This window comes from Mucilaginibacter sp. RCC_168, from assembly GCF_041355315.1.
Lineage (GTDB): Bacteria > Bacteroidota > Bacteroidia > Sphingobacteriales > Sphingobacteriaceae > Mucilaginibacter.
The window spans coordinates 114,882-138,000 of the sequence record NZ_JBFUPN010000018.1 but is presented as its reverse complement, the minus strand read 5'-3'; the positions used below and the strand labels follow the sequence as shown (position 1 = coordinate 138,000).

Annotated in this window: 19 protein-coding genes; 9 read left to right on the top strand and 10 right to left on the bottom strand. The window is 43.5% G+C overall.

Annotated elements, in window-relative coordinates:
• Positions 1–219: 219 nt before the first annotated feature.
• A complete protein-coding gene (locus AB6735_RS18105; RefSeq protein WP_370997234.1) occupies positions 220–1,353 on the top strand; it encodes a BamA/TamA family outer membrane protein in 1,134 nt (377 codons plus the stop codon).
• A 120-nt stretch (positions 1,354–1,473) separates the two neighbouring features.
• On the opposite strand, the gene AB6735_RS18100 is transcribed toward AB6735_RS18105, so the two are convergent.
• The gene (locus AB6735_RS18100) at positions 1,474–2,262 is read right to left on the bottom strand and encodes an O-methyltransferase (protein WP_370997232.1); all 789 of its coding nucleotides are present in this window, start codon (positions 2,260–2,262) and stop codon (positions 1,474–1,476) included.
• 45 nt (positions 2,263–2,307) lie between these two features.
• Between AB6735_RS18100 and AB6735_RS18095 the strand changes: the two genes are divergently transcribed.
• Both AB6735_RS18095 and AB6735_RS18090 read left to right on the top strand, forming a co-directional pair.
• Positions 2,308–3,165 carry a transglutaminase family protein gene (locus tag AB6735_RS18095; protein ID WP_370997231.1) on the top strand — a complete coding sequence of 286 codons (858 nt, stop codon included), beginning with the start codon at positions 2,308–2,310 and terminating at the stop codon, positions 3,163–3,165.
• A 21-nt stretch (positions 3,166–3,186) separates the two neighbouring features.
• The gene (locus AB6735_RS18090) at positions 3,187–3,747 is read left to right on the top strand and encodes a GNAT family N-acetyltransferase (RefSeq protein ID WP_370997229.1); all 561 of its coding nucleotides are present in this window, start codon (positions 3,187–3,189) and stop codon (positions 3,745–3,747) included.
• A gap of 6 nt (positions 3,748–3,753) precedes the next feature.
• Here the strand turns inward: AB6735_RS18090 and AB6735_RS18085 are convergent, their stop codons facing one another.
• The 4 genes from AB6735_RS18085 to AB6735_RS18070 form a co-directional block, all read right to left on the bottom strand.
• Positions 3,754–4,158 carry a hypothetical protein gene (locus tag AB6735_RS18085; protein ID WP_370997227.1) on the bottom strand — a complete coding sequence of 135 codons (405 nt, stop codon included), beginning with the start codon at positions 4,156–4,158 and terminating at the stop codon, positions 3,754–3,756.
• 5 nt (positions 4,159–4,163) lie between these two features.
• Positions 4,164–5,075, bottom strand: a complete 912-nt coding sequence (locus tag AB6735_RS18080; RefSeq protein WP_370997226.1) for an alpha/beta hydrolase — start codon at positions 5,073–5,075, stop codon at positions 4,164–4,166.
• Positions 5,076–5,197: 122 nt separating this feature from the next.
• Positions 5,198–6,290, bottom strand: a protein-coding gene (gene prfB / locus AB6735_RS18075; protein ID WP_370997224.1) for a peptide chain release factor 2 whose coding sequence is annotated in 2 segments (ribosomal slippage) — positions 5,198–6,229 and positions 6,231–6,290 — 1,092 coding nt in all. Because the reading frame shifts where the segments join, the coding sequence is not laid out codon by codon here.
• A 481-nt stretch (positions 6,291–6,771) separates the two neighbouring features.
• A complete protein-coding gene (locus AB6735_RS18070; protein WP_370997223.1) occupies positions 6,772–7,209 on the bottom strand; it encodes a hypothetical protein in 438 nt (145 codons plus the stop codon).
• A gap of 254 nt (positions 7,210–7,463) precedes the next feature.
• Between AB6735_RS18070 and pgi the strand changes: the two genes are divergently transcribed.
• The gene (gene pgi, locus AB6735_RS18065) at positions 7,464–9,110 is read left to right on the top strand and encodes a glucose-6-phosphate isomerase (RefSeq protein ID WP_370997221.1); all 1,647 of its coding nucleotides are present in this window, start codon (positions 7,464–7,466) and stop codon (positions 9,108–9,110) included.
• A gap of 315 nt (positions 9,111–9,425) precedes the next feature.
• Positions 9,426–9,779 (top strand): hypothetical protein, encoded by a 354-nt coding sequence (locus AB6735_RS18060; RefSeq protein WP_370997220.1) that lies wholly within the window; start codon positions 9,426–9,428, stop codon positions 9,777–9,779.
• 230 nt (positions 9,780–10,009) lie between these two features.
• Here the strand turns inward: AB6735_RS18060 and AB6735_RS18055 are convergent, their stop codons facing one another.
• The 4 genes from AB6735_RS18055 to AB6735_RS18040 all read right to left on the bottom strand — a co-directional run bounded on the left by AB6735_RS18055 (position 10,010) and on the right by AB6735_RS18040 (position 14,496).
• Positions 10,010–11,080 carry a glutaminyl-peptide cyclotransferase gene (locus tag AB6735_RS18055; protein WP_370997219.1) on the bottom strand — a complete coding sequence of 357 codons (1,071 nt, stop codon included), beginning with the start codon at positions 11,078–11,080 and terminating at the stop codon, positions 10,010–10,012.
• Between the two features lie 7 nt (positions 11,081–11,087).
• Positions 11,088–11,456 (bottom strand): YraN family protein, encoded by a 369-nt coding sequence (locus AB6735_RS18050; protein ID WP_370997218.1) that lies wholly within the window; start codon positions 11,454–11,456, stop codon positions 11,088–11,090.
• A gap of 130 nt (positions 11,457–11,586) precedes the next feature.
• Positions 11,587–13,521, bottom strand: a complete 1,935-nt coding sequence (gene dnaG, locus AB6735_RS18045) for a DNA primase (RefSeq protein WP_370997217.1) — start codon at positions 13,519–13,521, stop codon at positions 11,587–11,589.
• 111 nt (positions 13,522–13,632) lie between these two features.
• Positions 13,633–14,496: a DMT family transporter gene (locus AB6735_RS18040; protein WP_370997215.1), complete on the bottom strand. Its 864-nt coding sequence runs from the start codon at positions 14,494–14,496 to the stop codon at positions 13,633–13,635.
• Positions 14,497–14,607: 111 nt separating this feature from the next.
• On the opposite strand from AB6735_RS18040, the gene asnS reads away from it, so the two are divergent.
• From asnS to AB6735_RS18020, 4 genes are all read left to right on the top strand, one after another.
• Entirely contained in the window at positions 14,608–16,044 is a 1,437-nt protein-coding gene (gene asnS, locus AB6735_RS18035; protein WP_370997214.1) for an asparagine--tRNA ligase, read from the top strand.
• Positions 16,045–16,258: 214 nt separating this feature from the next.
• The gene (locus AB6735_RS18030; protein WP_370997212.1) at positions 16,259–16,732 is read left to right on the top strand and encodes a cell division protein; all 474 of its coding nucleotides are present in this window, start codon (positions 16,259–16,261) and stop codon (positions 16,730–16,732) included.
• 89 nt (positions 16,733–16,821) lie between these two features.
• Positions 16,822–17,364 (top strand): RBBP9/YdeN family alpha/beta hydrolase, encoded by a 543-nt coding sequence (locus AB6735_RS18025; protein ID WP_370997211.1) that lies wholly within the window; start codon positions 16,822–16,824, stop codon positions 17,362–17,364.
• Positions 17,365–17,501: 137 nt separating this feature from the next.
• Positions 17,502–18,584 carry an Ldh family oxidoreductase gene (locus AB6735_RS18020; RefSeq protein ID WP_370997209.1) on the top strand — a complete coding sequence of 361 codons (1,083 nt, stop codon included), beginning with the start codon at positions 17,502–17,504 and terminating at the stop codon, positions 18,582–18,584.
• A 537-nt stretch (positions 18,585–19,121) separates the two neighbouring features.
• Here the strand turns inward: AB6735_RS18020 and AB6735_RS18015 are convergent.
• The gene (locus AB6735_RS18015; protein ID WP_370997207.1) at positions 19,122–22,793 is read right to left on the bottom strand and encodes a hypothetical protein; all 3,672 of its coding nucleotides are present in this window, start codon (positions 22,791–22,793) and stop codon (positions 19,122–19,124) included.
• Between the last annotated feature and the right edge of the window lie 326 nt (positions 22,794–23,119).

The window sequence follows — 23,119 nt, the reverse complement described above, 5'->3', positions numbered from 1 at the left end:
TTATAATGTGCAGATGTGCAAATTTCAGATGTGCAGATGAGTTAATGATGTGTTGATGAAATATTGATGTGCAGATATGCGAATTTCAGATGTGCGGATGTTTTATTGATGTGCGGATGTACAAATTTCAGATGCGCAGATGAAAATATTGATTAAATGTACACATCACCAAAATTTGCACATCTGAAATTTGCACATTTGCACATCTGAATACCATATATGAAAAAACTTATTACCGTTCTCTTTATATTGATCAGCGTTCCATCCGCGTTTTCGCAAACACATCTCCTGCCCAAATTTATCAGGAAAATGTATTTTGATAAAGATACCACCAAGAAAAGCAGCTTTGTTATTTTACCGGTGTTAAGTTCCGCTCCCGAAACCGGGCTTGAGGTGGGCGGTGCAGGCTTATATTCTTTTTACACCGATACCGTAAGCCGTAATACCCGGGTATCCAACATTTTCGGATATGCTACCATAACTACTAAGGGACAAAACAGGCTAAGCCTGAGCACCAGTTATTGGACTCCGCAAAACAAATATCATTTTACAGCAGGTATTGGTTATATTAACTTTCCTTTTGATTTTTATGGCATTGGCAATAATACCCTCAAAGCAAATACCGACCGGATTGGCCAGAAACGTGTTAAACTAAACTTCGCCGCTGAAAAAAAGGTAGCCGATAATTTTTATGTGGGTTTGGTTGCCGGTGGCGATCACTACAGTTTTAGCGACGGACAACCCAACAGTATTTTTTATACCGCCCCTCGCGTACAGTTCCGAACCGGTGGCACCAGTGTTTACATAGGCCCAAGCCTTATTTTCGATAGCCGCAACAACAACACTTACACTACCCGTGGTGCATTGATCTCCACTTCCTTACAGTTAACCAAAGGCTTATCCGGTTTTGATTACAAAGGGGGCTTTTTTAATATTGAGTACAGTCAGTTTTTCTCGCTGAGTAAAAAATTGGTATTGGGGATAGACATACAGGATCAGAGCCTGATAGGCGGCCAGTCGCCATTTTTTATGATGCCGACTTTGGGTAATGACGAAATTATGCGCGGCTATTACAATGGCCGTTACCGTGATCGTAACCTTACCGTTGGGCAAACCGAGCTGCGTTACCGCCTCACTGAGCGGATCGGCGTAGTAGGTTTTATAGGGACAGGCGAGGTGTTTAATAAAGATTTTAGTTTTAGCGACCTGAAACCAAACTACGGCGGCGGTCTCCGTTACTTTTTCGACATAGAAAAAGGCCTGAGCATACGTGCCGACTATGGCATTGGTCAAAAAATTGCCGGCGAAGCCAGACAAAGTGGATTTTATGTAGGATTAGGGCAGGCGTTTTGATTTTTGAGTAAGGATTTTTGGAACAAAGAGCAAGGATTTTGTATCCTTTGTCTTGTTCATTGCTCCAAAAATATTTATTCTTCCAGTCCTTGCTCTTTGTTCCAAAAATCCTTGCTCCAATCAGTACCTAATCAAAAAATGCTCCTTCTCGGCTCTGCCTGATTTGAAGAATACCAGTCCGATCCAAAACAGATCAACCGTTACGGTAACCTGCGGATGCGCTTTGATCTGCGTCCAGGCTTCCTTCATACCTTCGCTCCAGTAAATATCATCAAATATCAGCAGAGTATCTTCATGCACTTTTGGCAGGCACCATTCAAAATATTTCAAAGTGGCATCTTTTTGATGGTTTCCGTCTACAAACACAAAGTCGAGCTGGTCGAGCTGGCTGATAATGCCCGGTAGGTTGTCATCAAAGTTGCCGGTGATCAGTTCAATCTCATTAAAACCAGCCTGCGTAAATGTTTCTTTAGCTACCCCGGCCGTTTGCGGACAGCCTTCCATGGTATAAATATGGGCGCTGGGGGCACCCTCCTGCAGGTAAAGCGTGGTGATACCCAGGCAGGTACCCAGTTCAATAATATTGCGTGGTTTAAAGCGGGCAACCAGCCGGTAAAGCAGTTGCGCCAGCTTGGGTTGCTTTAAAGCATTGGCGGCAATGTCACCAATTCGCTTTTGGCGGTTATTATTCAAATGTGATCCTGCGCCCAGATCAGTCACGGTGATCACACGATTGTCAACAAGTAATTTTTTGCGGATATTTTCGATCTCGTGGTATGTTTTTTGGGCGGTATGATCGTAAATAACTGAATCAACCAGCTGATAAACAAACGGAGAGTGTAAGCCGTGCCTGTTTTTAGCCCGGATGCGGTGCAACAGGTAATCCTTAACAAACCTAAAATTTAACATCGCTGTAAAAATAAATAAAGGTTTAGTATTTTAGCATTACGGCGTATGATTAATCCAACTGAAGTAAATTCCCTGATCCGCTTACTTGACGACCCTGATAGTGAGATATATGAGCATGTGCATGACAAACTATTGGCATATGGCGTGGAGGCCATCGCTTATTTGGAAAGCGCTTTTGAACAAGCTTTTGACGCGATACAGCAAGAACGTATAGCCAACCTGGTTCATGAAATCCAGTTCATTACTCTAAAGAACGACTTAAAACTCTGGCATCAGAGCGGAGCGTTTGACCTGTTGCAGGGTATTCTGATTATTAACCGCTATCAGTACCCTGATCTGGACGAGCAAAAGATCATTAACCAGATAGAAGGCATTAAACGCGACATCTGGATACAGATGATGCACGAAGCCAGCCCCAAAGAGCAGATCAAGCTGATCAACCATGTGTTTTATAATATCTATGGTTTTAGCGGCAATACCTCTAATCACCTCGATCCGCAGAACAGTTATATAAGCCAGGTGCTCGACATCAAGAAGGGTAACCAGATATCGCTGGCCATCATTTATTCTATAGTGGCTCAAAAGCTGGATATACCGGTGTATGGTGTAAATCTGCCGCAGCATTTTATTTTAGCGTATCTGGATGAAAGTCAGCAAAGTGAATTTGAAAGCGGCATCCTGTTTTACATCAACGCTTTTAACAAAGGGTTTATATTTGGTCGCCGCGATGTGGATATGTTCCTGAAACAGCTAAACCTGAAAGCTGACAAGCAGTTTTATGAGCCCTGCTCCAATACCGATATCATCCGCAGGGTGATCCGCAACCTGATCAGCGCGTACGAGAATTTAGGCTCGGCAGAAAAGGTTGATGAGATGAACGAGTTGCTGTTGATTTTGGAATAATCAAATCCCCTACCCCCATTGATGCATACACCATTGGATGATATCATTACTCCGCGATTGATACTTCGCCTCATGAGCAGTGATGTTGTTGAAGCTTGTTTGGCCGGTAATTTACGAAGCGCCGGGCGATTGCTTGGAGCCAGCATTCCCAAAGAACTGCTGGAACACACCAGCAGTTTTGAATATGGTCGGCGACAGCTCAACAATGATCCGGACTATTTCCCCTGGTCGGCCCGGGCTGTTATTTTACCCGAAGAACAGGTGATGATCGGCCTGATCCGTTTCCACAGCCGCCCAGATCCGGAATACCTGCATGCTTATGTTCGGGATGCGGTTGAATTAGGCTACCGGATCTTTAAAGGTTACCAAAGGCTTCGTTATGCTACCGAAGCTATAACCGCCATGATGACCTGGGCACAAACCGAGTTTGGTGTTACTAAATTTGTTGCTTCTGTATCCCCGGAGAATATACCATCCATGCAATTGGTAACCCGTTTAGGTTTTACAAAAATTGGTGAGGCGATGGATGATGTGGATGGTTTGGAGTATGTGTTGTTATATGAAGCACAAGAGGTATTATAGGCTGGATTATAAACTAACTACTTCATATCCCCTACTTATCACAAACCCTTCAACTCCTGTGGAAGTATGAATGGAATAGTATTTTAAATCTTGGTCTATCCTGATACTTTCAAGAAAACCCGGATTAAAATAATTGCGCATTCGCTCTAAGTATAATTTTTGTTCGACCGAAAAATCATCGAAGCTTTCGGATTCGGTTATATCAAATACAATATTGTCTTGCTGAAAACTGCTAAACTCCTGTAAAACTACGCCATAAAAGCTGAGCTTACGCTTAATAGTTAAGCCGTTAGGTCTATCGTTTTCTAAAAGATAATTTTCTAAGGTTAACGCCGTAATCTTCTTGCGAAGACCTATGCAGATGTCCTGAATAATACCGTCATGAAAATTCTCTGGAATCGATTTTATCATCCTGTTTACTTTCCCTTCAAAAACCCATTTTCGTCCAACCAGTTGGTGGCCCAGTCAAACCATTTGCCTTTGTTTTTGGAATTGTTTAGGCCAAAGCCGTGACCGCCTTCCTGAAACAGGTGCATTTCGGCCTTTACGCCATTTTTAAGCAGGGCATCATAAAACAGCAGACTGTTTTGCACAGGTACGGTTTTATCATCTTCGGCATGTATTAAAAATGTTGGTGGGGTATTGGTTGTAATTTGTTTTTCATTGGAATACAGATCGACCTGTGCCGCTGATGGTGTTTTACCGATCAGGTTCTCGCGCGAGCCTACATGAGCCTGCTCACCAAAAGTGATCACCGGGTAAATCAGCATCATAAAATCCGGACGAACACTAATCCCGTTATTTTCAATAACAGGTTTATCAAAATGAGTCCCCGCGGTAGAGGCCAGGTGCCCCCCTGCCGAAAAGCCAATGATACCGATCTTGTTGGGATCGATACCCCATTCTGCCGCCCGTTTGCGCACCATCATAATAGCAGTTTGCGCATCCTGCAGCGGACCAATGGATTTGTCCTGCATAATCTGGTCACTGGGCAGGCGGTATTTTAACACAAAAGCTGTAACACCTATTTTATTAAACTCCTGTGCAATGGCCATACCTTCATGTCCCGAAGCCAGGCCCGAATAACCACCACCCGGAATAACTATTACTGCCGCCCCATTAGCTTTATCTTTTGGCAAAAAACAAGGTGTAAGCGTTGGTTGGCTTACATGGTCTATCCAGGATCGCTGATCAGTTTTTTCGACATAAGCGGCAGGAGTGGGTTTGGAATTGGGTACGCCTTTGGGATATAAGGCGATTGCCTTTTCCTGGCTATAAGCCGCCGTTGTTGCTATCATTAAAATAAAGGCTGATAAAATGGTTTTCATAAATAAAGTTTGTAAATGGGTTTGGCAAGTTACAATTTCTGTTTAAAACAAAAAACGGTGCTTTCAATTATGAAAGCACCGTTGAATTTTTAATGCGACATAGGGACTTGCATATGCATTACTTAACTTTTAGGCCCGCCAAATTCCATCAGATAAGCTTTTAAAAATTCGTTAAGCTCACCATCCAGCACGGCCGCGGCATTGGATGTTTCATGATCGGTACGCAGATCCTTCACCAGTTTGTATGGGTGTAGTACGTAGTTTCGGATCTGTGAGCCCCATTCAATTTTCTTTTTGTTGCCTTCAATGGCGTTGGTGATCTCCATGCGTTTACGCATCTCAATTTCATACAGTTGCGATTTGAGTAAGCGGATAGCATTATCCTTATTTTGTAGCTGCGAGCGCGACTCCTGGTTTTTAATAATGATGCCTGATGGCTTGTGGTATAAACGCACGGCGGTTTCCACCTTGTTCACGTTCTGGCCGCCGGCACCGCCAGAGCGGAAGGTTTCAAACTCAATATCAGCCGGGTTAATATCAATTTCGATGGTATCATCAACCAAAGGATAAACATATACCGACGCGAATGAAGTATGGCGCTTAGCATTGGCATCAAACGGCGATACCCGCACCAAACGGTGAACCCCGTTCTCGCCCTTTAAATAACCATAAGCAAAATCACCTTCCAATTGCAGGGTTACGGTTTTTACACCGGCTACATCACCTGGCTGATAATCCTGCTCGGTAACTTTGTAGCCGTTTTTTTCGCCCCACATAATATACATACGCATAAGCATGCCCGCCCAGTCGCAGCTTTCGGTACCGCCGGCACCTGCTGTAATTTGCAATACGGCATTAAACTGGTCTTCCTCGGCCGAAAGCATGTTTTTAAATTCCAGCTCTTCTACTACCTTAATGGCGGTGTTATATTGCTCCTGCATTTCTGCTTCGGAAGCATCACCACTTTGATAAAATTCAAAAAGCACGCCGGTATCATCAATTACCGATGATACTTTCTGAAACTCATCTGTCCATACTTTTTTGGTTTTGATGGATGCCAGTACTTTTTCGGCTTCTTTGGGCTGATCCCAAAAATGGGGGCCTACGGTTATTTCCTGTTCTATTTTTAATTGGTCAAGCTTCTTGTCGATGTCAAAGATGCCTCCTCAGGGAAACTAATCTATCCCTTAAATCCTGAATCTGTTCTTTAGTCATTTGGCAAATATATACAATTTGATAATCGGCATAAATAAAAAAAGGGGCATTTTAGATTGCCGCATAGTAGACTCACTCTGTCATCGCTGCGCTCATCATCCCTCTCTCTGCCCACGGCGCAAAGAGGGCGTTTAAAAATTGATCAAAGATAAAAGGACAGAGGAGCAAAGACTTTTCCCCCACCTTCTTTCCAGCGAAGCTGAAGAGAGGGTCGTCCAGCGAAGCCCAAACGGGGTGAGTCGATACCGAGCTACAATTTGATAATCGGCATAAAATAAAAAAGTTCCGAAGCTATACTTCACCGAGAGCATGAAACATGATTCTTAAGCAGACGGGCTATTTTTCTAAAAAGACGGTTAACATGGTTTACACTTTTCATGGTTAACACTTGCCCTTAAAATAGTGTAAATCATAATTTCGGCATTTACCTCAACAAAAAAGACCCGCAAATTTGCGGGCCTCATCAGGGGTTATTATTTTATTAAGCCACCATCAGTTTATCAAGCAATAAACTCAGGTCGGCTTTGTTACCATTTAGTTTGGTAAGCATATTAGTTAAGCCAAATTCTTTAATCTGTTCGCTTTTTGATGCCTTTACCAACTCCTGCATCACCTGAGGTATCAGCGCGTTTGCTGTGGCCAATGCTTGTACCGGGTCAATATGATAAAAAGTATTCAACCGGTTGGCAAAGCGGTTTACGATGCTTGACACTAAAGAATGATTGTAAATACCCGACGACTGAAAGTACTTGATCAGCTCTTTCAATTTTCCATTTTCCATCTGGCCTTTTAAAACCTCAATGATGGAACTTGATGCTTCGATCATCACTGCTTCGCGGTGCTTTGCAGGTATTACAGGGTTGTTAACAACAGCCGTCCCGGCGTTATTTTTTATAAGCAAAAAAAGTTTTTCAAACATGACCTCTTTTATTTTTACTTTTAAATTTACAAATTGATGATAAATTACTCATTTGATTACCAACAAGACAAATATATCAAATAATCATTTGAAATATCCAAACGATTGTCAAATATTTTTAAAATTTTCGTAATTTTTAGGTGTAAAACAAACACTATGTAAACAGTGTTAAAACAACACTAAGAATTGTTAGTTTCATATTTAATATCCACCTAACAATTAACTTGTTACTTTTGTTAAAAAACACTTCAATTATGCTGCCAAACATCGATTTTACCACCACCCAGAGTTATAAATATTTAACCGATCATTACATCGACATCGTATCGAAAAGCCTGAAAGAGCTATTTGACACTGATAAAGAGCGTTTTAAGAAATTCTCTATCCAGTTTGAAGACATTTTGTTTGATTATTCCAAAAACCGGATAGACGAGCAAACTATCGCTTTATTGATACAATTGGCCAAGGAATGTTCAGTAAATAAGGCAATTGAAGCCATGTTCTCGGGCGAAAGGATCAACGTTACCGAAGACCGCCCGGTGCTGCATATTGCCCTGCGTAACCGCAGCAACAAACCTATTTACGTTGACGGTAAAGATGTGATGCCCGATGTAAATAAAGTGCTTGACCACATGAAAGATTTCAGCCACGCTATTATATCCGGCGACTGGAAAGGCTATACCGGCAAACCGATCACCGATGTGGTGAACATTGGCATAGGCGGATCTGACCTGGGTCCGGTAATGGTTACCGAAGCATTAAAGGCTTACAAGAACCATTTGACCCTGCACTTTGTATCTAACGTTGATGGCACCCACATTGCCGAAACCCTGAAAGTTGTTGATCCGGAAACTACTTTATTCCTGATCGCTTCAAAAACTTTTACTACACAGGAAACTATGGCGAATGCGCATAGCGCCCGTGATTGGTTCCTGGCTGCCGGCGCAAAAGAGGCCGATGTGGCTAAACATTTTGCTGCCCTGTCAACCAATTCTGCCGCTGTAGAAAAATTCGGTATCGACACCAAAAACATGTTTGAGTTTTGGGATTGGGTTGGCGGCCGTTATTCTTTATGGAGCGCTATCGGTCTGTCTATCTCTTTAAGCATTGGCTTTGATAATTTTGTAAAACTGCTGGAAGGCGCCCATGCTACCGACGAGCATTTCCGCACTACCGAGTTCGACCAGAACATCCCGGTGATACAGGCCTTAATTGGCATTTGGTATAATAACTTCTTTGAATCAGAAACCAATGTGATATTACCATACGACCAGTACATGCACCGCTTTGCCGCCTACTTTCAACAAGGCGATATGGAAAGTAATGGTAAACATGTGGATCGAAATGGGAAAGAGGTTGATTACTCTACCGGCCCGATCATCTGGGGCGAACCAGGCACCAACGGTCAGCACGCTTTTTATCAGCTGATACACCAGGGTACTAAACTGATCCCTGCCGATTTTATAGCGCCCGCGCAATCGCACAATCCGCTTGGCGAACACCATAACATGTTACTGTCAAACTTCTTTGCACAAACCGAAGCTTTAATGAACGGTAAAACCGAAGAAGTAGTGATCGACGAGTTAAAAGCCGCCGGTAAATCTGAGGCAGAAATAGCGGAGATAGCTCCTTTCAAGGTATTTGAAGGTAACCGTCCTACCAATTCATTCCTGCTTAAAAAGATCACTCCGCATAGCCTGGGTTCGTTAATTGCGATGTACGAACATAAAATATTTGTACAAGGCATTATCTGGAACATTTACAGCTTTGACCAATGGGGTGTTGAACTGGGCAAACAACTGGCCGGCAAAATTCTTCCAGAACTGAAAGATAACAGCGAGATCAGCAGCCACGATTCATCAACCAATGGTTTGATCAATCAGTATAAAGCCTGGAGGTAACCTCCAGCCCCAGCCAATTGGCGGAGGAGCTTTTGATTTGCATATTCATTTTATAATAAAAGAGCCCACAATTGTGGGCTCTTTTATTATAAAATTCTTCACTGTTCGAAGTCTCTGACTTCGGACGACTATGTCTGTAGTTTAAAACTGCAGACAGTTGGCTGGTTCAATGTTTTCCTGTAGTCTGAAGACTACAAGCATAATGGTTCGAAGTCAGAGACTTCGAACAGCGCGAGGGCGTTTTTTTATTTTTTCCTCGCTTAAACTTTAGCGCTAAAATAGTCTCTATACCTGTATAATTTAAGAGCAATTCATATGACCAAACCTTTTAAACCTATCATAATAGTACTGTTGACTGTTATGCTTGCATCATGCGGCGCAATCCGTGAAAGCCTGGATGCAGCGAGACCTGTAAATCTGAGCGCACTAAAATTAGGGATGAGCAAAGATGAAGTACAGCAATATTTAAACAAAAAACCAGATAATACCATAGCCGCGAAAAACTACCCTGATACTAAAACTTTTATTGAGGTAGTACAATATAGCCAGCAATACTATCAAAATGGCGATACAAACCGGCCCGTTCGTGACGCTTACTGGCTATATTTTGTAAACGATAAGCTCGACAAATGGGAAAAGGCCAGCCCACATCACACGCCCTGGATTTAGCCCCAAGCACCTCGCTGTTCAAAGTCTCTGACTTCGACGACTATGTCTGTAGTTTAAAACTATAGACAGCTGTTAATAGCCTATAAAAGGATTATTAGTAGAAAGGTGGGCTGTCACCCTGAGCTCCGTCGAAGGGTCGAGCGCAAAGGCCTGCCACCGTGCTTCGACGGAGCTCCATGAACACCCTTTTTAAACAAAGTCTTTTAATAAGTTATTACTCCCTTTAGAAGCTATTGCTTCACAATCTTTATCTGGTACAAATGCGGCCACTTTTTGCCGGTTACAAACAGGCGTTTGGTAGCGGCATCATAGGCTATACCATTAAGTACATTATTTCCCCAATCCCGGTCTTGCGGGCGACTGGCCATAGGATAAAGGTTTTTCATATCTATCTTTTGTAATACCGCGCCTGTGTTAGGGTTAATTATTAATATATCATCTGTTTGGTATACATTCGCATACAATTTACCATCAATATACTCTAATTCGTTTACAGAATCTATCTTAGCTTTATCATCATATACATCGATAAAACCTGTTTGTTTGTAAGTGTCCTTATCCAAAAACCAAATACGGTTGGTGCTATCATCCATATATAGTTTTTTGCCATCGAAACACATGCCCCAGCCTTCTACCCCCACATTATTGGTAAATGTGCTTAGCAGCTTTAATGAATTTTTATCATATACAAACCCAACCTTTTCCCGATAAGTAAGCTGCACAACCTTATCACCTATAACAGATAGCCCTTCTCCAAAATATTGCGATCCAAGTTTGGTTTCTTTTAATATCTTTCCAGTCTGCAGATCAACTTTTCTGATGGTAGAATGACCCGGCTCACCGGTACTTTCGTACAGAACACCATCTGCATACTGCAGGCCTTCGGTATAGGCGCTGGTATCATGCGGAAATATTTTTTCAACCTTATAGGTCAGCATCTCCGGTGCTTTAGCAGCCGTTAAAATAATATTAGTGGTTACATCCTCGCTTTTACCGGCCGTATAAACTTTAGCGGTGATCACTTTAATACCCAGCGGAATGGTATCTGTTTTCAAACTGATACCGGTTGAATCTTTACCCACGCCTAACTTCAGCGCATCCAGCATATATACGATGGAATCGGGCTTTGCATCCGCAGGCAGGCTCACTTTAACTTTTACTTCATCACCAGATTTGTAAGAGGTACCAGCTTCGGGGCTGATGGTATAGTCAGCGCCGCTTTCTTTTGGTTTATTATTGCAGCTACAGCCAAACGCCAATAAGGCGCAGGCGGCAAAAAGTATTTTTATTTTATTATTCATAAGTATATTAGGTGGCCGAAGGCCAAAACGCATCTTCAATGTGGTTTAGTATATAATTTTTATCCCTGTCAAACAAAATGGCGATAATATCAAACCGCACATCACCCTGGTGGTTCATGAGGTAAATATATTCATCTGCGGCATCAGCCAGTAATTTTTGTTTACGGGCATCCACAAAATCTTCGGGTTCACCAAAACCGTTACCGGTACGGGTTTTTACTTCGGTAAATATAATAACCTTGTCTTTATATGCAATCAGATCTATCTCGGCTTTTCCGTGGGTCCAGTTCTCATCCAGTATTTCATAACCGGCATTTTCCAGGTGGGTTTTAGCTAAAGCTTCGCCGGCGCGGCCCAGGTCAAGGTGTGTGGCCATTATTTAGAGTTAAGAGTCAAGAACCAAGAATTAAGACAGTAGCAAAACAAGGTAACAAGAGCGTAGCCAAATGGATTTGCTTTGTGCTTATCTTGATTCCTGACTCTTATATCTTGATTCCTATTTTGCATTATTTGATAATTACCGAGCCTAAAAAGTCGGAGATCATTTTCTCGACCTTTTTCATGCGGATATACTGATTCAGTAATATTTCCTGGTCGGCTTCGGTCTCGGCCTTTTGCAGCTCATTGCGCAGGTTTTCGAGCATTTTACCCACCTTATGTTTCTTGAGATGGAATATGGCGCCTAAAATGGCAGCCTTCATGTTATCCTGCTCATCATGTATCATGATCCTGTGCATCTCGTACCAGTTTTCGCTCAGCGTATACTTGGAGGCCAGCATGGTTACCGTGAGGTCAACAATCCCTTTATCCTGATGATGAATAAAATAGGTATCATCGGGCAGCACACCATTTTCTACTTCCTGCCGGTATATATCCGTAAACATTTTACAAACCGGGTGTTCAAAAGTAACATCTCCCAGTTCGGCTATCATAAACGGACCAATATAGGTATTGGCGATGCCATCCCAGTCGATCATTCTATTGCCGTACAAGAGCAACAGCCTAATGATCTCTTTTTCCTGCGCACTCTCATCTTTTGCTTCCTGAACCTCAGGCTCGTCAAAAAAATTGGGCTCGTCTGGTGGTTGCTGCGGCGAGTACCTGGTGTTTTGCTGCTGTTGACCATCCTTTTTGGCTTTGGCCTGCCGCATTTTATTGAGTTCGGACAGTAACGACCGCTCATCTATCTGTAATAGATAGCTACACTCCTTAATGAAAACCGAAGCCTTGATCGAGTCGGGAATCTTGGCAATACTCTCTACGATTTCACGGATGATCTCGGCTTTCTTTATCGGATCGTTACCTGCATCTTTTAAAAGCAGGTTGGCTTTATAAAGAATAAAATCTTTTTTATTTTCCTCTATATGCTTTTTGAAAGCGCTGGTACCTACCAGGCGCACGTACGAATCCGGGTCATGTCCGTCGGGAAAAGAGACCACTTTTACGTTAAGTCCCGCTTCCAGTATCATATCCAATCCACGCAAAGATGCTTTGATACCAGCCGCGTCGCCATCATACAAAATGGTAATATTCTGCGTAAAACGACTAATCAACCTGATCTGTTCGGTAGTTAACGAAGTACCAGATGATGCTACCACATTTTCGATGCCGGCCTGGTGTACCGACAGCACATCGGCATAACCTTCTACCAGGTAACAATTATCTTCATCACGGATCGCTTTTTTGGCAAAATACAAGCCGTAAAGCACGTTTGATTTATGGTAGATCTCGCTCTCGGGCGAGTTAACATACTTGGGTACGTTTTTATCTTTTTTGAGCGTACGACCGCCAAAAGCTATCACACGACCGGTAAAACTATGTATCGGGAACATCACCCGGCCCCGGTACCTATCATACAGCGTACCATTATCGCGTTTAACCGATAGCCCACTTTCTTCTAAAAACTGCTGCTGATAACCTTCACTGATGGCAGTACCGGTAAAAGCCTCCCACTGATCGGGAGAATAACCAAGCTCGAACTTTTTAATCGTTTCGGTACTAAAGCCGCGCTCTTTAAAATAGCTCAGGCCTATATTCCTGCCTTCTTCGGTATCCAGCAAACTTTCATGAAAAAATTTGGCAGCAAAGGCTGTCACGATCATGAGGCTTTCACGGCGCAGGTCCTCTTCCTTATTTTCGGGATGATCAACGGTTTCTTCAACCTCAATACCGTACTTTTTGGCCAGCCATTTTAAAGCTTCGGGATAGCTGAATTTCTCCAGCTCCATTAAAAAAGTGACCGCAGAACCACCTTTGCCTGTCGAGAAATCCTTAAAAATGCCTTTCGCCGGCGATACCGTGAACGATGGGGTACGCTCATTGGCAAATGGCGACAAGCCCACGTAGTTTGCACCGCGCTTTTTTAACTGCACAAACTCCCCTATCACCTCCACAATGTCGGTGGCTTCCATAATACGGTCGATAGTGGATTTTATGATCATGCGCTAAAATGCAAAGGTAGAGTATCGGGTATCAAGTATCAAGTAGTTAGTATCAAGTATCATGGGTTCTTTTATAAAAAGAATTGCGTTTGTCTTGATACTTGATACTAACTACTTGATACTAACCGATTGCTTTCCTTTTAAAAATGTAACAGCTATACCGGCAAGCACAATCACGCTGCCTATTATTTCTTTCAGCTGTAGGCTTTCGTGCAGTAAAATTACGGCTATAATACCGGCAAGTACTGTTTGCCCTAAAAGTGCTATAGCCACCTTGGTACTCTCCAAAAATCGCAGTGAATAGTTAATGGTTATCCAGCCGGTTAACTGGCAAAGCAAACCCATTCCCAAAAAACAAAGCCAGCTGTTTAAAGAAAAACTAACCAAATCATTACCCTGCCAGCAACTGATGATCAAGAGGAAAACACAGGCCGCAAGCATATTATAAAACATGAACGACAGGGTGCCAATCCGCTGTAAAATATTATTGGTTATCACAATGTAAACCGAATAAAACACACTGGCTAAAAGTGCCAGCACAATGCCAATATTAAATTTAAGGCCCAGGATATTTTGATAACCCACTAAAATAACCATTCCTGCCATGGCAATGGCCGTACCCACCCAATACAGCATCCCCGATTTTTTGCGCAAAATAAAAAAACTGATGAGCCCAACCCAAACCGGAGCCAGGTTAGCCACCAGGGTTGATACAGTAGCACTGATATGCTCTAAGGAAATATTCCACACGGCAATATCCGAGGCAAAAATGAGTCCGCCCAGGAAAGCGGTTAGCAGGTCTTTAGTAGCTATTTTAAGCTTAACTTTCCAGAAACACCACGGAGCCAATACCAGCCAGGCCAAAAACACCCTGTAAAAAGCCGCAGTAATTGGAGGCGCCCCGCAAAGTTTTACAAATATGGGCGAAAAGGCGATACATAAAATACCAATGGCAAGACTTATTCTGGGATTCATAGGGGTAACAAATGAGGGCCAAATTTAGTTAAATAGCTTATCATTAAGGCCAAAATTACCCGTACCGTTACATAAATAATTGTATTTTTGCGGCTCTAAAAATATATTTATATGAGTCAGCGAGTAAAGATTAAAGCATTGCTGCAAAGTCAGCAAACCGACATTGATGTAACTGTAAAAGGATGGGTGCGTGCATTCCGTTCCAATCGTTTCATTGCTTTAAATGATGGCTCAACAAATAATAACATCCAGATCGTTGTCGACTTTGAAAATACTGATCCGGCCTTGTTAAAACGCATTACCGTGGGCGCTGCGTTAAGCGTTGGGGGTAAATTAGTTGCGTCACAGGGTAAGGGTCAAACCGTTGAAGTTATAGCTACCGATATTGAGATACTGGGCGACAGCGATCCTGAAAAATACCCTATCCAGCCAAAAAAACATAGTCTGGAATTTTTGAGGGAGAACGCCCACCTGCGTTTCCGTACCAGTACTTTTGGAGCGATTTTCCGGGTGCGAAACAGCCTGGCCTTCGCGGTACACCAGTTTTTTCAGGAGCGTGGCTTTGTTTACCTGCATACTCCTGTGATTACCGCATCTGACGCGGAAGGGGCCGGCGAAACTTTCCATGTAACCAATTTCGACCTGGATAACATCCCGAAAACAGATACCGGTGAAATCGATTTTAAGCAGGACTTTTTTGGCCGCCCAACCAATCTTACCGTATCCGGACAACTGGAAGGTGAGCTTGGAGCAATGGCCCTGAGCGATATTTATACATTCGGCCCTACTTTCCGTGCCGAAAACTCCAATACCACCCGCCACCTGGCCGAGTTTTGGATGATTGAACCGGAAGTTGCCTTTAGTGACCTGAATGATAACATGAACCTGGCAGAGGACATGCTGAAATACGTGATCAGATACACCCTGGACAAAAACGCCGATGATATTGAGTTTTTAACCCAGCGCCTGGCCGAGGAAGAAAAACAAAAACCGCAGAACGAACGCTCAGAGATGACTTTGCTCGAAAAGCTGCAATTCTGTTTAACCCATGATTTTGAACGCCTTACTTATACCGAGGCTATCGAGATATTGAAGGAGTCGACTCCGAACAAAAAGAAAAAATTCCAGTACCCTATCGAGGGCTGGGGAACTGATCTGCAAAGCGAGCACGAGCGTTACCTGGTGGAGAAACATTTCAAAAAACCGGTGATCCTGACCGATTATCCAAAGGAGATCAAGGCATTTTACATGCGCCAGAACGACGATGGCAAAACCGTAGCCGCCATGGATATCCTGTTCCCCGGTATTGGCGAAATTGTAGGCGGCTCACAGCGTGAAGAGCGTTTGAGCAACCTGGAACAACGCATGGACGAAATGAGTATCCCTAAAGATGAACTTTGGTGGTACCTGGATACCCGTCGCTTTGGCGCTTGTCCGCATGCTGGTTTTGGATTGGGATTTGAGCGCCTGGTGTTGTTTGTAACCGGCATGGGCAATATCCGCGATGTGATCCCTTTCCCAAGGTTCCCAAAAAATGCTGAGTTCTAAACAAAATTACAGGATTTACTTAGATTGACAGGGTTTTGAGGACTGCATTATTCAACCATGAAAATCATATCAATCACTAACGAATCCTCAAGTTGTGCTGCGAACGTATTGCATTTTCAAATAGGACTACATAATTTTAGATAGATTAACAGGACCTCCGCTGAATCAATGATGCAGCCTCAAGAAATCCTGTTAATCTTTAAATCGTGTCATTGTGCCTGTAATTGAATTAGCTACCCACATCAACGCGCCCATCGGAAAATGTTTCGATTTGGCCCGGAACATTGATGTGCACGTGGCCTCAACCCGGCATACCGGCGAAACGGCAATTGCCGGCCGCACCAGCGGACTCATTGAACTGGGTGAATGGGTTACCTGGCGCGCCAAACACTTTGGCATTTGGCAAACCCTCACTTCAAAGATCACCGAGTTGGAATATCCCAACCATTTCACTGATGAAATGGTTCAAGGGGCCTTCAAAAACTTCAGACATGATCATTACTTTTTTGCGATAAAAGAAGAAACCCTGATGAAGGATATTTTCCGGTATGAATCGCCTTATGGCACTATATTCGACCTTGTTATTTTGCAAAATTATATGCGCCGGCTTTTGCAAAAACGCAACCTGGTGATCAAAGAAATAGCCGAGGCCCCCAGCCCCCTGAAGGGCGAACAGTTAGTAATTTAAAGTAAAAATATCGTATTTCGAATATCGAACACCGAAGTACTTCGAAATTCAAGATTCGGTGTTCAGTATTCTTATTTAAAGCATTTACTATGACCTTTAACTCAACTATTCTTATCCATCCTGGATTGGGCAACTCCGGTCCGGCGCATTGGCAGTCGCTTTGGGAAAAGCAATTTAATTTTGGTCGCATTGAACAGCAGGACTGGGAAACCCCGGTTTGCAGCGACTGGATAACAACGCTCAACAGCTATGTGCAGCAATATGATTCCAAAAACGTAATTCTGGTTGGTCATAGCCTTGCCTGCACCACAATAGCCTATTGGGCACAAGCGTATAATATCAAAATTAAAGGTGCCCTATTAGTTGCCCCAAGCGATACCGAAGCCGATACTTATCCCCCTGGTACCAGCGGTTTTACGCCCGTACCACTGATAAAACTGCCTTTCAAAAGCATCACCGTAGCCAGCAGCAACGACTATTATGTAACCAGTGAACGAGCCCGGTTATTTGCCGACAGCTGGGGAAGCGAACTGGTAGAGATAGGTGATGCCGGCCATATTAACCTGGCTTCAGGCTTTGGCGAATGGGCACAGGGATTGGAGTTGCTGAAGCAATTGGATAATCTTTATTAAATGTGCAGATTTCAGATGTGCGGATATGCAGATGATTGTCCATACATTGGTTAATCATCTTTACCTTTATAATTTGCATATCGCAACTCATTTGTATATCTGAAATCTGCATATTTGCACTTCTAACCTCATATATCATGCTGGTAAGCCCATCCACCCTCCGCGTTTTTACCGAAAATATTTTCAAGGCCATTGGCTGCAGTACGGAGCATGCCACGCTTGCCGCTGATGTTTTGCTGCGTTCTGATCTGCAGGGAATAGACTCGCATGGGGTAGCCCGCCTGAGCGGCTATGTGCGCCTCTGGGAAAAGAACCGTATTAATGCCACACCCAACATCCGGATAGTACACGAAACACCCACCACGGCCACCGTTGATGGCGATGCAGGTCTGGGACTTGTGGTAGCACCCTTTGCCATGCAGGTAGCTATCAAAAAAGCCGAATTATATGGTTCGGGTTGGGTATCAGTACGCAATTCCAATCATTTTGGCATTGCCGGTTACCATGCCCTGATGGCCGTGGAAAAAGACATGATCGGCTTTGCCATGACCAATGCCAGTCCTCTGGTGGCGCCTACCTTCTCAAGCGAGCGCCTGTTGGGTACCAATCCTATGTGCTACGCCTTTCCGGCAGGACATTATCCGCCTGTGGTGGTTGATCTGGCTACTTCGGCAGCGGCCAATGGCAAGCTTGAAATTGCCCAGCGCCTGGGAAAACAAGTGCCTGAAGGCTGGATACAGGACCAGCATGGCCATTATACCACCGATCCTCATGCTCTTAAAACCGGTGGAGCACTGTTACCCCTGGGTGGCGACCGCGATCATGGCAGCCATAAGGGCTTCGGATTGAGTGCCACGGTGGACATTTTGTCGGCAGTGCTATCTGGTGCCAATTATGGGCCCTGGGTGCCTCCTTTTGTGGCTTTTCTTGATCCGCCGGCTAACCCGGTAGGGCAAGGTATAGGGCATTTTGTGGGCGCTATGCGGGTTGACGGCTTCCGCCCGGTGGATGAGTTTAAGAGCCACCTGGATAACTGGATAGCCCGGTTCAAGACCTCGGCAACTGTCGACCCCACCCAGAAGGTCATTATCCCCGGTGAGCCCGAGCTGGAGGCCGAACACCATCGTGGTACCCACGGCATCCCCCTGGTTGACGCCGTGGTTGCCGACCTTCATATTTTAGCCGAGCGTTTTGGTGTGGAACCCTTGCAGGGTTTGTAATTACTTTTTAAACCTTAAATTTTAACACTTTTCGGCACGAAAGACGGGTAAAACAGGCTTAAAAATTGCTGAAAAGCCCTCATTTTAACACTTTTTAACAAATTTAAATGCCGTTTTAACGCGTTTTCAAAACTTTAAAAAGTATTAGCTTATTGATTAAATAAATGCATTACCAAACGGTCGATTTTTGGCTTGGTTTTGGTTTTAAACAAACAGCCCGGTTTTCCTTTTTGCAGAAAAACCGGGCTGGTATTGACATGAAGATACGAAAAGTTTGTGACAATAGCTAACCTCATGCCAAACATGTTGTTTCAGCATACCATAAGCCAGGTTTACAGCATGCTGCTTAACCTGTCCTGAGAGATCATGAAACAAGTTCAGGACGACTTTTCTTTTCTATTAACTCCCCAAGTTTTTAACTCGTAGGACGCATGGTCTCAGCTTTCGGCTGAAACTGTAAGCCGGAGGCTTTGGCCATGCCAGCCACGGGATCCGCTGCGCTAATCTCGCGGTAACGAATAGCTAAGCTTCATCAAGCTAAAGCGAATTCAGACCCAGGATTGTCATATCATTATGCCGTGCTGCTTTAGGCAGCAAGGCGGCCACACCTTTTGTTATTTTAATACCACCTGCCACAGTAATTAACGCTGAGGTAAGGCCTATGAAAACCGGCCTGCTGTTAGGTGTTCCAAATAATGCTCCCGGACGAATTAAAAGAGCCCCAAATCCAAACAACGAAAAAAGAATTGACCACAGATCAACGCCGCTATCCTTATCCAGGGCAACGTAAATTAAAGCCAGTATTCCTTCTGCTCCGGTTAATACGCCCGTAGCCGCAATTTTATATTTCTTTTCGTTCATTGATGAGTTAGTGTCGAAAAAATTATAGCTCAGTATGATAACATCGCCCAATAAACCTGCTGTAGAGATTCCCCATAAAAGTGTATTAAAAACAAGCAAATTAGGCTTATTATAGTTCGCATAAATATCCAGAGCAAGCAATATCGAACGAATCACTCCACCTACTACCAATGTAATTCCAATGCGCACCTGCTGAAAAGTCGTTTTCCCGGTACCCGGTATGGCTTCATAAGCCATCGCCTCAGCACCAAGTAACGCACTAAAACCGGCCCATATTATTTCGCCAACACCACTGGCTATTGATAATATCGGCGCTACCTTAGAAGAAGCATCTGAAGTTTTTGATAGTGCAGGTGTAGCGTTATAAGTTGAGGGCGACACAAGCTTTACAATAAGCTGTGTGGGAATGGCTATCAGCAGGCATACCAGATCCAGCATTGTAAGCACATCGCCCTGTGGCTTTTTAGGTGTAATTGTAATATACCGGTACAGATCAGAAATGAAGGGAATGTTTGGAAGATGCTGAGTGATGTAACCTTGCAGTACAACGATCAAACCTTTCAATAAAATCATGATTGTATCAAAAACTGCCTGTACTATGTCAATCGCTATATCCACCGCTCCACGCAACAGTTCGATAAAGAATTTCATGGTGCTGGAGAACAGGTCGCCGACATTTCCGAAAATATTGCTCTGGATCTCTTCCAATGTTTTTTTTGCATCGCCGGTTACCTTTTTTTGGAGTTCCTTTAACAGCTTTTCCATTTCATTTGATAAGCTGTCAGGCAATTTAATTTCAGGAAACATCGCTCCGCTGAGTTGCCCGGAATTGTCCAGCAACCTCGCCTGTTTTTGGATGGCTTCACTGGAGATCACCTGCTCATTTAATTTGGCCTGAAGCCAGTTTGCATTTGCTCCACCTTGCGCCGGGTTTGCCATACCCGATTTTTTGGCCATCTCATCCTGCGTTGATTTACCCGAATAATTACCGATCTTATCCTCTAAACTTTTGAGGCCACTATCCACCTTTGATTTTAAGCCGGTGAAAACACTATCGCCCTTTTCCTTCATCTCATCAAAGAGGCTTTTTTTCCCTTTGCCTGCCGGTTTTAAAAGCGTGTCCAGCGCATTGCTAACCTGCAATTTCAGCATATCTTTGGTTTCCAGAATGTCCTGCCATTCAAAAAGGAAGCTGAACATTTCAATCACCTTATTGATGGCTCCTGCAATGGTATTAAATATCCCCTGGGCTACCAAAATGGCTTTTTCCAGGGTATCGATCACCAGGTCGATAGTATGTTCGATGTTATTGATAATAGCCGATATCCTGGCCTGAACCTTTTTTGCTGTATACACAATGGCATCGCTTATGGCGGCCGCACCACTTTTTACAGCATCCCAAAAATCGTCCCACCCCATGGGCGCCGGATCTGTTGTGAGAGGATGATCGTTTAGCCATTGTTGCACCTGGGCATCTGTCAGCTGGTCGGCAAAAGCCGGGTTATCATTTCTTTTGGTACTATTGCCCAGATCAAAAGAAAAATTATTGGTGCATAGCACCGGGCAATGGTAATTACCATCGGCACAACAACAAATAGTATCCATATTACATCCTTTTGCCAGGTAACGCTGCCCGCCGGCTGACAATAATTTATTTTTATGCTCAACAGATTGTTTCACCATTACTGCCGTTGTGCTGATGGCTTTAGCAACGTCCGTCATTGCACCATCGTTATTACGGTACTCCTTCTTTACCACAGGGTTGCCATTAAAATCTTTCCCGTTAACCAGTGTATCCTTAGTAACACCGGCCAGTACATCATGCAGTTGCGCCTCGGGCCGTATCAGGATGCTCAGGTCGCTCGCCATAAATGTGGTAAACATGGTTAATCCCGGGCATGCCAAACCATCATGAAATTTGCCCTTACTATCAGTATAACCAGGTTTCATGGAAAGCCTGATGCGGCCATTGGCATCAGTGGTGATATCTGCGTAGGTTGATGGCCCTACCGTATAATCGATACCCTGGCATTGCAATATCGCAGGACCGGTAGCTCCAAAACGCACATGCTGCAATAACCTCGGGCTCCCGGATTCATCAAACAAGGTGATCTCGGTAATCACCCGTGCTTTTTTTACTGGTGCTGTTACAACACCAGTTTTCTGTCCCGGAAATTCCATTTCCTGCATCAGTATGGTCTCGGCATAAAACTCACGCGCTAAAGTTGACATCCGCACGGAGTGTATAGCATAAAATAAATCGCCATATTGATCTGTAGTTTGATCAACATAATAAAGTACGCCGTTATCAATGGCCAGCAATATCGGAAAAAGACCAGTTTTCATTTTTACCATGATCCCGGTTTGCAGGTTAATGGCGTACACACATCCAGCGGTTGCGCTCTCTTCAACGGCTACATACAGGATGCCTTCCTGCTGCAATACTTGTTTTTGGATGGCACCTCCAAGTTCAAAGGGCCCTACCTGTTTTCCGTTATATTTTGCCTGATCGCCTGTAAAGATATCAAGTACCATTAAGGAGCCATTTACCAAAGGAACATAACAATATTGTTCGTCGGTTAAAAGTGCGCTACTTTCATTTACAGACACTTTAAGCGATGTTGTCCATAAAACCTTGGGCTTATCTCCGGTTGAGATGGCTGAAATGGTCTTGTTGGGTTTCTCTTTATTGGTAACCACACAAACCACTTGCCCGGCACATGATGATCGAATACCCGGAATGCCATTACCACTTAATTTAAGGGAGTGTTGCTTATTCAAAGTAGCCTGGTCATATATATTCAGTTGCTTTCCCTTTGCCCAATATATCCCTTCCGAACCTAAAACAGGGTATGGGGGCGTACCCTTTTCAATACCGCCAATAATAGCGGGTTGATTTTCAGTTTTAGCAGGCAGTCGCATCAAACCGTTCTTAGTAGAATATGCATATACGGATCCAAAACGGGCTTCCATCCAAAGTACGGAATCATCGGCTTTAAGTGAAGCGACGTGTACCGGAACAGGAGGAGTTGCACTTAGATCGATGTAATAAAAGCCAGCATCGCTACAGGCAACCAGAACACCTTCTTCAAACGGTTGAACATATTGCACCACCGTACCTTCTTTGTTACCGAAAGTGACAAAGGAATGCTGCTGTAAGCCTGTAAACTGATCGAAACCATACAGGCCTCTCGCCGAGCAATACCAGATTTCATGATTAGCAATGCATGAGGAAAAGAATGGGCCGATGGGGTCGGTGGTTGACCAATTCTTGATCAATGATGGTGATACATCGTTTTTTTGTGTTTTTGTAAGTTTTGGATGAGGAGAATTAGGTTTATTTTTCATAGCCGTGTTTTTTATGCGCCGGTATCATGAAGCTGTTTTCTGCGTATTACCTGCGCTACCATAAATAGATATATAATGAAAAACTGATACGCTTAATCAACAAGCAGCTGCCACATACATGTTTATTTTGAATGGGCTGAATAAATTTATTAAATTAACTAATAATATAAAATTAAATTAATAAATAATATTACCACAATATCATAAGGCCTATTACATTATTATTTCTGATCTTAAAAAAACTAAGAATGTTTAATAACCCCACAAAAAAGCCTGCCCGGTTTACCGGACAGGCTAAGCAATTTTTTTATTCTCCCGCCGGCTGG

Bases quoted from the DNA above. Each gene is read 5' to 3' on its own strand.
- AB6735_RS18050 (WP_370997218.1), bottom strand. From the start codon at position 11,456: ATGGCCACACACCTTGACCTGGGCCGCGCCGGCGAAGCTTTAGCTAAA.
- AB6735_RS18020 (WP_370997209.1), top strand. From the start codon at position 17,502: ATGCTGGTAAGCCCATCCACCCTCCGCGTTTTTACCGAAAATATTTTC.
- asnS (WP_370997214.1), top strand. From the start codon at position 14,608: ATGAGTCAGCGAGTAAAGATTAAAGCATTGCTGCAAAGTCAGCAAACC.
- AB6735_RS18060 (WP_370997220.1), top strand. From the start codon at position 9,426: ATGACCAAACCTTTTAAACCTATCATAATAGTACTGTTGACTGTTATG.
- pgi (WP_370997221.1), top strand. From the start codon at position 7,464: ATGCTGCCAAACATCGATTTTACCACCACCCAGAGTTATAAATATTTA.
- AB6735_RS18090 (WP_370997229.1), top strand. From the start codon at position 3,187: ATGCATACACCATTGGATGATATCATTACTCCGCGATTGATACTTCGC.
- AB6735_RS18025 (WP_370997211.1), top strand. From the start codon at position 16,822: ATGACCTTTAACTCAACTATTCTTATCCATCCTGGATTGGGCAACTCC.
- AB6735_RS18070 (WP_370997223.1), bottom strand. From the start codon at position 7,209: ATGTTTGAAAAACTTTTTTTGCTTATAAAAAATAACGCCGGGACGGCT.
- AB6735_RS18040 (WP_370997215.1), bottom strand. From the start codon at position 14,496: ATGAATCCCAGAATAAGTCTTGCCATTGGTATTTTATGTATCGCCTTT.
- AB6735_RS18080 (WP_370997226.1), bottom strand. From the start codon at position 5,075: ATGAAAACCATTTTATCAGCCTTTATTTTAATGATAGCAACAACGGCG.
- AB6735_RS18055 (WP_370997219.1), bottom strand. From the start codon at position 11,080: ATGAATAATAAAATAAAAATACTTTTTGCCGCCTGCGCCTTATTGGCG.
- AB6735_RS18105 (WP_370997234.1), top strand. From the start codon at position 220: ATGAAAAAACTTATTACCGTTCTCTTTATATTGATCAGCGTTCCATCC.
- AB6735_RS18095 (WP_370997231.1), top strand. From the start codon at position 2,308: ATGATTAATCCAACTGAAGTAAATTCCCTGATCCGCTTACTTGACGAC.
- AB6735_RS18015 (WP_370997207.1), bottom strand. From the start codon at position 22,793: ATGAAAAATAAACCTAATTCTCCTCATCCAAAACTTACAAAAACACAA.
- AB6735_RS18100 (WP_370997232.1), bottom strand. From the start codon at position 2,262: ATGTTAAATTTTAGGTTTGTTAAGGATTACCTGTTGCACCGCATCCGG.
- dnaG (WP_370997217.1), bottom strand. From the start codon at position 13,521: ATGATCATAAAATCCACTATCGACCGTATTATGGAAGCCACCGACATT.
- AB6735_RS18085 (WP_370997227.1), bottom strand. From the start codon at position 4,158: ATGATAAAATCGATTCCAGAGAATTTTCATGACGGTATTATTCAGGAC.